Raw genomic sequence first — 11,327 nt, 5'->3', positions numbered from 1 at the left:
GGCGACCTGTCCGACCGCTGGGCCACGCGCTTTGCCAACGGCAAGGCGCGCTACGAGGCACTCGAAACCTATGAATCTGATCGGTCCCTGGTCATCCTCGGCGCTGCGCTTCTGCACCTCAGAGATGAAGGCCCATGTCATCGGGCCGCACCTCGCCAGACTGCTGCGCGGCCAGACTATCATCAACGTGCTGGGACTGCGCCGCGACGAGAGCATCGCTCGGTCACGCACACCCGAATGGAAAGCAGACGCGCGCTACGCCGCTGCCGGCAATCCGCACGGCACCGCGATGATGCTGTGGAACCCGATCGCGCACTGGACGACACCACAGGTCTTCGCCGCGCACGATACGCTCGGCATCCCGCTGCACGTCGCCTACACCTGTTACCAGTCGTCACGACTGTCGTGCCGCTTTTCGTCCTTCAATCGCTCGGCGACGCCCCGGCATCGGCTTCGGCACCGGCGAACCGTCCCGCGCTGCTCCACCTGGTCGGCCTCGAGGCGACCTCAACCTTCTCGTTCCAGCCCGCACGCTGGCTCGCCGACGTCGCACCGCGTCACATACCGGGTAATTTGAGGAACCGGATTTCCCTCGCCAAGGCCGATGCCGCCGAGCGGCGACGGCTCGAAGCCGCGATGCCGCCCGACCTGCGCTACGTCAAAGGCTGGCCGCCGCGCATTCCCACCATCGAGGAGGCCGGCATCATCGCCGCGTCCCGCGCACCGATCCTCTCGCGGCACGGTCTCGCCGATCTCTATCCCAATGCCGGCGCGGTGCGAGACCGCTTTTCCGACCTGATCGCGCTGAAGCGTGCCGCCTGATCCAGAGCAAGGAGCTTTCATCATGCCCGATATCACCGATCTCCCCGTCATGACGCGCGCCGACGCGATCGCCGCGGGCTTCGCCGGCTACAACGACGTGCCGCACAAACCAATCGACGTGCCCGACGGCGCGTTCACGATCACGGCGAAGACCAGCGAGGGTCGCCGCGTCACCTTCTGCTTTCTCGAATCCACTTATGGTGGCCCGCCCCGCTTCATCGACATCCAGTTCCACGACCTTATCTGGACAGTCTGCGCCGACCGCAAATTTGTAGTAGGGTCGGTGATGGACGCCCACGGTAGGCAGTAATCAGGCTGGCCGTAGCGCTGACCCAAGAGCTGGCGAAGGCCAGCCTTATTACTGCCGGGCCATCGGGTGCATCGGTGTGAAGGTCAGCTTCCGGGTGGGGGGTCCGGGGGGAGGGTTTCGCGCCGGTGTCGACCATCATTGTTTGCGAGCGCCGCGCGGCCAAGGGTCTCGACGCGCATGTGCCACTGATCCTGTGTGGTGACGCGCTCTATGATCGCGATCTGGATCGCTTCTTTCTCGACCTACCGCTGTCGGGGGTCCGTTCGCGTCATTCGCTTCGCGCCTATGCTTATGATGTCGCGGTCTGGCTTCGCTTTCTCGATGCCTGTGGGAAGACGGTGTGGGAAGCAACCCGCGATGATGTATCCGCCTATCATCGTGAGCGACGACTCGATGAGGCTGATCACCGGATCATGGCGGCAAGTTGGAACCGGGCTGTGGCTAGCCTCGATCGCCTTTACCGCTGGGGCGAGGAACATGGTCTGATCGCCGAGGTGCCGTTCAGCCGGCGCGCCGTGTGGCGACCGGCCCAGGGAGGCCGGCGCGGCATGATCGCGGCGCGCAACGACGCCTATGAACGTGTTGCCAAGCGATCGGACGTGCGGTTCGTCACGATGGAAGACTACCGCGTCTTCCGCGAGATCGGCCTGCGCGGCCTTACCTCTGACGGCACGGAGCGCCCCGGTGCTCGCGATCGTAACGGGCTGCGCAACGCGCTGTTTGCTGATCTTCTCGTCACCACCGGCCTGCGCCTCGAAGAGGCGTCGTGCCTGCTCGCTGCCGAGCTTCCTTCGATCGACCGCGACGGCAACCGGGCCCAGCAGCTCTGGCTGCCTCTCCCGCCGCCGCTCACCAAGGGCGACCGAGGACGCAGCGTTCTGGTTCCGCGCCGGCTGCTGCGTCAGATCGCAGCCTATGTCGCCATCGAGCGTGCCTCGGGATTGGCCAAGTTCGCCGCGCGCGACGGTGTCACCAAGTTCGCCCGACCGATCCCTGTCACCCGCGCCGGTCTCGACCGCATGCGCGATGTCTGCACACCGGAGGAACGATGCCGCCTAATCCTGTGCGACGAGGATGGAACGCCCTGCGAGCCAGCGGCGCTATGGCTGACCGAGGTCGGGCAGCCTGTCCGCCCTAACTCGTGGGAGGTGATTTTCACCCGCGCCTGCAAGCGGTGCGCGGAGAATGGCTTCCCGCTGTCGATCAGTCCGCACCAGCTTCGCCACGCCTTCGCCGTCCATATGCTCGCATTGCTGATCCAGCAGCGGCTGCGCGAAGCGGCATTGCCAGCGGGACCAATGGAGAGCTATCGGCTGATTTTGGGCGATCCGCTGCAACAGGTACAACGCCTGCTCGGCCACGCGAGCCTCACCACCACCTATATCTACCTCGACCATATAGCGACCCGCGCCGATACGGTGGATGCTGCCGTCGAGGAGTTGCTCGCGCTGCTGCCGGGACAGCAGGGCGCATGAGCGGGCGTCCCCGAAAGGGCCGTCCTGTGATCTTCGCGTCGATCACGCCGGAGCCACAGAAGCCCGATCCGGTACTCGGCCTTAAGTTCACCATCGAGGCGCGATATGGCGGCACGGTCCTGGTCGATATGACAAGGTTCAATCCTCGCCCGCTAGCGATCGCCTTTGCCGGCGCACTGCGACGATTGGCCGCGCTCGGCGGCCCCTTGGGAGCCGCCACGACTGTCAGACAGTATGGGTATGGCTATCGGCGGTTTTTCGCCTGGCTGGGTGACCAAGCTCCCGAGGTGGTCGGTCCCGGTGATCTGCGTGCGATCCACATCGATGGCTTCGCGGAAGCGCTCGAACGGAGCGGGATACGCGCGGGAACTTGTCACGGAACGGTCAGCATGATCGTCAACACGCTACGCGTAATCGAAGCCGACGGGCGCGACTGGATCGCGCCCGATCTGCAAAAGCGGCTACGCTATATTCTGGCCACCTCGGTCGGCTGTTCGACCCCGCGCGATGCGTACAGCCCATTCGTAGCGCGAGCACTGCGCGACGCAGCCCGGATTGACGTCGAAGCAATGTTTCGTCGTCTCCGCGTTGAGGATCGCACCGACGACGACAAGCCAGCAATCGTGAGTGCGCGAGCCAACGTTGAAGCGATCATCGCTCGCGATGGCTCTATCCTGACCGACCAGCGCGACATGGTAAACCTATATGCCTTGCACAGACGACACGGTTTGCCATCCGACGGGTTCAGCGCTTACATTCATGGCCGGCATCATTTACTTGGCTCCGATCTACCGTCTTTGCTCGTCATGCTCACGCTCGACACCGGTTTAGAGCCCGAGTGCCTAACGGCGCTGACCGTGGACTGTCTCGCCAATGCACGTGCCGGCACTGTGGAACTGCGCTACCTGAAGCGCCGCGCGGGCGGCGCTGCGCACAAGAGTATGCGCGTCCGCGACGGCGGTAGCGGAACGCCCGGCGGGCTGATCCGCCGCCTGATCGACATCACCTCCGCCGCTCGTAAGCACCTGCCCGGCGATTGTCTCTGGACCTATCATCAAAAGGGAGGCCTTCGGACAGGTATCTCTCTTGGGAACATGCGCGTCACGGCCTGGGCCGCGCGGCACAATATTGTCGATGACGACGGCAAACCGCTCCACCTATTGCTTTCCCGGCTCCGCAAGACCCACAAGGCGCTGTGGTACACCAAAACTGAAGGCCACATGGCTCGCTTCGCTGTCGGACACTCCCGTGAGGTCGCCGCGCGGCACTATGCCGATCTCCCATCGCTCCGGCCCCTGCATGAGGCGACCGTCGCTGATGCGTTCCGCGAAGCGCTGGCTACGGCGATGCCGATCGTCCTTGCGCCTTCAGCCGAACAGGCGCTGCGCGAAGCGCCCGCACAGGCCTTGCCGCTGACGCCGGCGGGTACAGTGGGTTCGTTACTCGACGGCGAGCAGGATGTCTGGCTCGCAGCTTGCGCAGGCTTCTATAGTAGCCCCTTCACCGAAGCCGGATCGCCGTGCGTGCAGCCCTTCTGGGGTTGCCTCGATTGTCCCAACGCCGTCATCACCGCGCGCAAGCTTCCCGCCATTCTCGCCTTCCTCGCGTTCGTCGAAGAGCAGCGACGGGGCCTGCTGGCGAGCGACTGGGCGGTCAAGTTCGGTCATGTCCATGCCCGCATTACCCGCCAGATCCTGCCGGCCTTCTCCGATATCGTAATCACCGATGCACGCCAGCAGATGAAGAACGAGCGGCTCTATTTGCCGCCGGAGGCACAAGGATGACCGCGCCCGCTCATGTCCGCGCGCTGGCATTCGACGATCGCCCAGTGCTGGCGAGCGCGCCGCTGAAGCCGGGCTATACCCGCGAGGAGCTATCGCGCGTCGGCGATCCAAGCTGGGATCTCGGTCCCGCTATCTTTCGTGAGAACACCCAGCGCACCCAGATGATGGTGCATTTCGACTTGCTCGAACATGCCGATATGCAGGCCGCCATGCGCGCCTATCTCTATGCGCGCCTCAACGTCGATCTTCCCGGCTACGCCCCAAAGTTGCCGCCAACGTGTATCCGTCACGCGTTCGACCGCGCACGCCGTTTCTTCGCCTTCGTTCGCCTGAAGCTCAAACGGCTTGATCTTGCACGCATCGATCCGGCGTTAGTCGATGCTTACGCCCGTCATCTTCGTGACGATCTCGCCCTCCTACCCGAAGTAGTCGGCCAACACCTGCAATCAGTCTCCCATCTCTATCACTATCGCGACCACTTGCCCAACGGTGGTCTCGCTTTCGAACCTTGGGCCGGACAGGCACCCGCTCGCGTCGCAGGCCACCGGTACGTCGTTGAGAACCGCACGCCGCGATTTCCCGAGAATGTTATCGCCGCGCTGCTCGCCTGGTCATTGCGCTACGTCAGCATCTTCGCCTACGACATCCTGGCGGCTCGAGAGGCGCTCGATCGTCTCGAGGCGCGCCGCACCCGGCTGCTCGCCATCGAGCGTCGACTGCCGAACTCGGAGCGGCGACGGCGACAACATGCTCGCCTCGAGCGCCATCTCGCCCGCCGAGCGCGGCAAGGCCGTGGCGTGCCGATTTGGGGTATGCAAATCTGGGCCGCAAAGAACAGCAACGTCGGCGCGCAGAAAGCAACGCCGACGATTAACTACCATCTTCTCGAGCTTCACGCCTGTGTCGATGCTGCGGCGGAGCCGGCCATGAGCTTCCGAATCGACAGGCGTTCGCGCGCCATTATCGCGGCTGCCGTCGCCAACCTCGGTGTCGAAACAGGCGGAATGGACACGCCGATCTCAATTGATCCCGACAGTGGTCAGCCCTGGTGCGCGCGCTTCGACGTGAAGACTCTCGCACGTGAAGAGCAGATGCTTCAGGTCGCTGCCTATATAGTGTGCGCCTATCTCACCGGCATGCGCGACTCCGAGGTCCAGGCGATGCGGCTCGGTTGCCTCTCGATTGAGCGCAGCGAGGACGGCCTGCTCGAGCAATTCCGTATTCGATCGACCATCTATAAGCGTCGCGCAACCACAGGTGAGGCGGCAAGCTGGGTAACGATAGAGCCGGTAGCAGACGCCATAGCGGTGCTCGAACGCCTGGCGTCGGCAAGGTCGACACGCTCCGGTGGCAGCGATACGCTTTGGCCAGCATTACGCTCCAGTTCCGGCAGGACGCATCTGTCAGTTGATGTGATACGCCATCTCAACGCGTTTCGCGATCACGTCACCACCGCCTTCGGCAGCGCCGACATGCCGATCGTCCCGGCCGGACCCGATGGCAAGCCATGGCACATCACACCGCGCCAGTTTCGTCGCACCATCGCGTGGCATATCGCTAACCGTCCTTTCGGCACCATCGCCGGCATGATCCAGTATAAACACGCCTCGGTTGCCGCTTTCGATGGCTATTCCGGAACCAGCAGATCCGGGTTTCGCGCCGAAGTCGAGGCAGAGCGCCAGCTTGGGCAGCTTGATGACCTGTTGGATTATTTCGACCGACGGCGAGGCGGCGCATCGCTTGGCGGTCCGGCAGGACCGCGCATCGCGCGGACTCTCGACGAGGCCGCGGACGCACTCGGTCCTTTGCCTGCCATGATCGCCGACCGAGCAAGGTTACGTGTGATGCTCGCCAGCGTCGCGCGTACCCTCCATGTTGGGCAGCTCGCCGATTGCTTCTTCGATCCTGCGACGGCGCTCTGTCTTAAGCGCGTGACGACCCGCGATCCCTCGCAGCCGCTTACCGCGCTATGCGAGCCGACCCGCTGCCCCAATGCCTGCATCACCGCGCGCCATAGGCCGGCATGGGAACGCGCGGCTGTCGATGCCAAGTCGCACTTACGCGAGCGACGCATATCCGATCTCCAGCGTCAGGCCCTCCGGAACGAACTTGACCGTCTGAATGCGGTAATTGCCGGGATCGATCCTCGCGAGCCGTAGGCCCGGCAGCATCGCTAACCTCTTCACCAAAACTACGCCTTCCCGACTCATCCTGTTCCCGGTTTCTCATTTACCGCCATCCCCGCGCCCGTGCCGAAAGAGTACCCTTCAGCCGACCCCGGGGGTTCTGAAAGTCAGCGAGAAAATGACCGAAATAAGAATGGCTGGCCGATCTCGAAATGGTGGTTTACTGGCGAATGTTGACAGATTACTGCACGTTGCCTTCGATGTGGCGCATCGCCGACAACGAAGTTTTTCTACCGGTCTGCAAGCGCCCCGTTGCGGACATTAAGCAAGGCGGCTCAGATCAGTGCCGCATCACATCATTTGAGGCGAGGGAACTTCAGAAATGGGCTCACTCGCTGCATGGTAGCGTCTACCTCAAGCGTCATACAAAGTTCCCGTCTCTCGGCCAGACAGTTTTCGGGGGCAGAAGGTTCGTTAACCGCTATAATCTGCAGTTCTGCATCCCCTCCAGCGCTATGTTTGGAAGACGCTCCGCCAAGGCTTACATATGACTGCTTACCTTTCTGATTAATGATCTGGAAATACTTGAACCCTGCCACCTTGCTGAGTTCTGCTGCCCGATAGAGTGCAATATTAAAAGCGCTGCCTTCCGGAGCCCTTCCGTTGACACCGGCTATTACTTTCCATGAATTTTGACCTATCAATTTGTCTTTATATCCACCAAACATACCCCATCGTTGATACTTCACTTGGCGAATATCTTGCGCTGGCAAGGTGGACGGAACAGTAATTAAACCCATCACTGCAGCCGCTATCAAATATCGCATGATGCCCCCGATTTTTCAGCTATTTGGCCGTCACGATTGGCCAACCCCTCTCGTCAAATATCATCGGTAATTCTGGATTGCGACCCTTATCCAGCGACCCTAAGCTCACGGTCCGCTCACCACCCCTTTCGGCCTTTCCCGGCGCGGCCATGGGCATCGGTCAGCGGAAGGGCGGCTTACCGCAGCGCGGCAAGAAAAGCGGTCTGGCGGCTCGCGCCCCGTTGCGGGCATTCCAAATCACGGTATGTGAATGCAATGATCGAGCGCGTATTCGTTCCTGCCGCCGCCACAATCTTGAGCCTCGGCTTTTTTCTGGCGGGCTTGATCGCGGTCGCTCTCATTTTTTTCAATACCGCGATGCCATGCAGGCCGGAAAGCGTATTCTACACAATCACGCGGATCGGGGCGGTGATAGCTCTGTTCGCAGGCGCGGTTCTGATGGAGAGATTGAAACTCGCGCCCTCCACCCGGAAGTTTATGGTCGGCCTTGCTATACCTCTGCTCGCAGTTGGACTCCACGCCGTTGCGATGAAGCAGGATGCAAATGCCCAAAGGTCATGCCTCGCGCAGAGGAATGGCAACTGACCACCCAACACGGCCGTAATATGGCTCAATTCGAAACGCCAAATCTTGCCATCTGTTGAAGGGCTCAGACGAGTGCCGGTAGGCATGAGCAAATGACACGCCGAGCACGATGAACTCCGCCTTCGGCGGTTGCGCTTGGCACAGTGACAAAGTGCAGTAGCGCTTTGCCACTGTGCCAAGCGCCCAAGTTGGCTTGACTGTCAGGATATATGATCGCGGCACCACGATCCCCAACGCCGATAACGGGGTATCACCCACCTTCAACGCGTTCGCGATCACGCGTGGCGGCAAGTTCGTCGCCGACAGTCGACCGCTCGACGAAGAGATCAAGCCCTCGATCCTCGTGCTGATGCTCGACAAGGCCGGGGAAGAACCCGCGCGATCCGCGACCAACCCGGCGCCGATGTCGGACATTGACCTCGCTGCGCTGCTGACACGCGCGGCCGAAGTCGTGGCTGCGCCCGACAGCCGGATCGCGTCGCATCGCAACACGCTTGCCGGCCAGCTCATCGCCGAGGCCGCGATCAGGCGGGCGCGCCCGTCATGACCACCCCCTCGCGCAGCGACGGGATGCACGTCGCCCATACCGCAACGGGCTGGGTCGTGTTCGACAACAGCTTGTCACACCCCTCTCGCCTCTCGGGCGCCTATCCGTCGCGCGCCGCGGCGACCGCCCGCAAGCGGGCGCTCGCGCGTGCGCTGCGCCACCAGCGTCCCGACGAAGCACCGGACGTCTGAGGAAGGGGAAGGGGGACCGGCTGTTATGAACCGGGAGGATCATCCGACCCGGTGACAACCGGAGCTGACCCCATGCGCAGCATCCTCGCCTTCTACGAAATCGACCGTGCCTGGGGCGGCCCCGAGGAAGGGGGATGGTGTGCGCCGTTGCGGCGCGAGAAAGGAGTGCGTCTGATGACGTGATGTTTGTTGGCAATGACATCTGTCTGCCGAGCTTACCGGTGCCTTCGGGCTGAAACTCCGAAAGGGGAACGGGACCATAGCATGCTCGGAAAAGGCCCAAAGTGGACAGTCGCATGCGAAGCGGCGGGTCAAGGCAAGACGGTTATGGTGAACGCTACACTGCGTGAAGCCCAATCTCTCGCGGCCTAACCCTTGGCGGCGAGGAAAGCGACTGAGACCTCGCACCGACGTGTCGAGCCCCACGTACCATCTCGGGCTCGAGAAGCGGGCATGTCCATACCAGCGGCATGCCCGGCCAACCTTGTCGGCGTGACCTCCCTCGGAGGACTAGAGATGAAAAGGCCGCCTAAGACCGTTCATGTATATCCTTTCACGCGTAACTACGGGATCGCCTGTAGCTGGTCGACTTGTCGACCTGTATGGCGACGGAGCCGCAATATTACTCAAACGCCCGGAGTAATGTCCGGGACAGCTTCCGCTTCGGCGGGGGACGGTAGGCCGTATAAGGGCGGGGCGACCCGTCCGAAAGCGCAACCAACCGGGGGAAGTGCGGCAGCTTCGATCCAGTCACGCTTCTTGGCGGAGGTATGCTGATGCAACCCGATGCTGCCCTGAAAAGGCTGGAATCACTTGGAACGATTGCCCTGACCGGCAAGCGTATAAACGGTGCTTTTCGATTGCTTCTGTCCCGCTCGTTGTGGGGCACGGCGTTGGCACGCATCCAACAGAACCGCGGGGCCGAGACCCCGGGCATCGACGGGGTTGCGGTGACCGATCTCGACGAAAGTCAGATCGACACCGTGATCTCCCAACTTGCAGAGGGCAAATATCGCCCCCAGCCGGTCAGGCGAGTCTACATCCCAAAGGCCAACGGCAAAACGCGACCGCTTGGCATCCCTACGGCGACCGACCGACTGGTTCAGGAAGTCGTGCGGATGATCCTCAATGAAGTCTATGAGCCGATCTTCTCGGATCGGTCGCATGGGTTTCGGCGGGGACGGTCCTGTCACACGGCGCTGGATCACGTCCGCAAGACGTGGCGCGGCGTGAAGTGGCTCGTCGAAATCGACATTGAAGGATACTTCGACAACATCTCCCACGAGAAGTTGTTGAGCCTGCTGGAGCAGCGGATCGATGATCGGCGCTTTATCGCGCTGATCGGGAAGATGCTGAAAGCAGGGTATCTTGAGCAGCTGCGTTTCCATGAAACCTATAGTGGGACGCCGCAAGGGGGCATCGTTTCGCCCCTGCTCGCCAATGTCTATCTGCATGAACTGGACGGCTTCGTCGCCGGCCTGATTGCGGGCTTCGATAAAGGTGCTCAACGGCGTAAGTCCGCCGATTACAGGCATCTACAACGCCGTTCCGAATATGCCCGGAAGCGCGTCAACTCACTGCGTGCTGCCGGGCGGGATGACGAAATCCAGCCATGGTTGGATCGCATCAGGGAAACCACAGCGGCCATGCGCAAGCTACCCGCGACGGACCCATTCGATCCAGACTTCAAGCGTCTGCGCTATGTCCGGTATGCCGACGATTTCCTCTTCGGGGTTATCGGCAGCCGGGCCGAGGCCGAGAAAATCAAGACCGAGGTCGAGGGTTACCTCGCCGCGAACCTGATGCTCCGCACCTCGCCGCACAAGAGCGGGATACGCGACGCCAAGAAGGGAGCACGGTTCCTTGGCTATGACGTGCGCACCAGAACGGCATCGGACCGGCTCGTCAAACAACGAGTCAAACCCGGTATCGTCGCAACGAAACGGACGGTCACGGATCATATCCAACTGCTCGTTCCTCGCGACAAGGTGCAAGCGTTTAGCCTGCGGCACGACTACGGTCAGTATGATCTAAGTCATGCACGGAGCCGTCCGAAATTGCTCCACATGGACGACGCGGAAATCGTCAAGGTCTACAATGCCGAACTTCGCGGCTTCGCTAACTATTATGCGTTGGCGGTGGACGTGAAGCGCGCGCTCAGCAAGCTGGAGCACCTCTGGCGAGGTAGTCTGTTCAAGACCCTCGGAAACAAGCACCGGATCAGCCTTGTCGCTGCTCTTCGGCGCTTCAGGGTGGCTCCGGGTCGATATGCAGCGCGCTTTGGCGTTGGAAAGGATGAGAGGAGGGTGCCGGTCTGGCGCTTGGCTGAAGTCGAAAGGCAACCCGTCATCTGGGCGTCGATCGACCAAGTACCGCGCACCGAGGCGCTCCGGTTTGCCAGGACCAACCTGACGGACCGGGCGCTTGCCGACGCATGCTCAACATGCGGAAGCACGGAAGGACCGTTTCATCTTCATCACAGCAATCCCGTTCGACGAATGAGGCACGGTCCCGTGCATCGGCGGCTTGCCGCTGAGCGGAACCGGAAGGTGCGGGCACTCTGTGTGTCCTGTCACCAACTCCTTCATGCGGGAAAGCTGCCGGACATGCGTTCCGTGACACGCGAAGCGGAGAGCCGGATGCAATGAAAGTTGCACGTC

At 62.0% G+C, this 11,327-nt stretch carries 11 protein-coding genes; 10 read left to right on the top strand and 1 reads right to left on the bottom strand.

Features of this window, described 5'->3' with window-relative positions; translation table 11 throughout:
* Positions 1–70: 70 nt before the first annotated feature.
* The 6 genes from ACM61V_RS22725 to ACM61V_RS22700 all read left to right on the top strand — a co-directional run bounded on the left by ACM61V_RS22725 (position 71) and on the right by ACM61V_RS22700 (position 6,550).
* Entirely contained in the window at positions 71–577 is a 507-nt protein-coding gene (locus tag ACM61V_RS22725) for a phosphoadenosine phosphosulfate reductase family protein (protein ID WP_419714778.1), read from the top strand.
* On the top strand, positions 574–822 hold the full coding sequence (locus ACM61V_RS22720; protein WP_419714777.1) for a hypothetical protein: 249 nt from the start codon (positions 574–576) through the stop codon (positions 820–822). Before ACM61V_RS22725 ends, ACM61V_RS22720 begins: the two co-directional genes overlap by 4 nt.
* 22 nt (positions 823–844) lie before the next feature.
* Complete coding sequence (locus ACM61V_RS22715) at positions 845–1,132, top strand: hypothetical protein (RefSeq protein WP_419714758.1); 288 nt, start codon at positions 845–847, stop codon at positions 1,130–1,132.
* Positions 1,133–1,257: 125 nt separating this feature from the next.
* Positions 1,258–2,607 carry a tyrosine-type recombinase/integrase gene (locus tag ACM61V_RS22710; RefSeq protein WP_021235312.1) on the top strand — a complete coding sequence of 450 codons (1,350 nt, stop codon included), beginning with the start codon at positions 1,258–1,260 and terminating at the stop codon, positions 2,605–2,607.
* A complete protein-coding gene (locus ACM61V_RS22705) occupies positions 2,604–4,391 on the top strand; it encodes a hypothetical protein (RefSeq protein ID WP_031342828.1) in 1,788 nt (595 codons plus the stop codon). The genes ACM61V_RS22710 and ACM61V_RS22705 overlap by 4 nt, the downstream gene beginning before the upstream one ends.
* Positions 4,388–6,550, top strand: coding sequence for an integrase (locus tag ACM61V_RS22700; protein ID WP_419714776.1), 2,163 nt, complete (start codon positions 4,388–4,390; stop codon positions 6,548–6,550). Before ACM61V_RS22705 ends, ACM61V_RS22700 begins: the two co-directional genes overlap by 4 nt.
* 323 nt (positions 6,551–6,873) lie before the next feature.
* Here the strand turns inward: ACM61V_RS22700 and ACM61V_RS22695 are convergent, their stop codons facing one another.
* Positions 6,874–7,344 (bottom strand): hypothetical protein, encoded by a 471-nt coding sequence (locus tag ACM61V_RS22695; RefSeq protein WP_126849361.1) that lies wholly within the window; start codon positions 7,342–7,344, stop codon positions 6,874–6,876.
* Between the two features lie 255 nt (positions 7,345–7,599).
* On the opposite strand from ACM61V_RS22695, the gene ACM61V_RS22690 reads away from it, so the two are divergent.
* From ACM61V_RS22690 to ACM61V_RS22675, 4 genes are all read left to right on the top strand, one after another.
* Positions 7,600–7,929 carry a hypothetical protein gene (locus tag ACM61V_RS22690; protein ID WP_021235316.1) on the top strand — a complete coding sequence of 110 codons (330 nt, stop codon included), beginning with the start codon at positions 7,600–7,602 and terminating at the stop codon, positions 7,927–7,929.
* A 193-nt stretch (positions 7,930–8,122) separates the two neighbouring features.
* Entirely contained in the window at positions 8,123–8,476 is a 354-nt protein-coding gene (locus ACM61V_RS22685) for a hypothetical protein (RefSeq protein WP_419714588.1), read from the top strand.
* Positions 8,473–8,667, top strand: coding sequence for a hypothetical protein (locus tag ACM61V_RS22680; RefSeq protein WP_010409103.1), 195 nt, complete (start codon positions 8,473–8,475; stop codon positions 8,665–8,667). Before ACM61V_RS22685 ends, ACM61V_RS22680 begins: the two co-directional genes overlap by 4 nt.
* A gap of 893 nt (positions 8,668–9,560) precedes the next feature.
* The gene (locus ACM61V_RS22675) at positions 9,561–11,315 is read left to right on the top strand and encodes a reverse transcriptase domain-containing protein (protein WP_419714587.1); all 1,755 of its coding nucleotides are present in this window, start codon (positions 9,561–9,563) and stop codon (positions 11,313–11,315) included.
* Positions 11,316–11,327 lie beyond the last annotated feature (12 nt).

It is taken from the genome of Sphingomonas sp. TX0543 (genome assembly GCF_048565505.1).
Classification (GTDB): Bacteria; Pseudomonadota; Alphaproteobacteria; order Sphingomonadales; family Sphingomonadaceae; genus Sphingomonas.
Note: the sequence above shows the minus strand (reverse complement) of the source record. Positions and strands in the feature narration are given on the sequence as shown.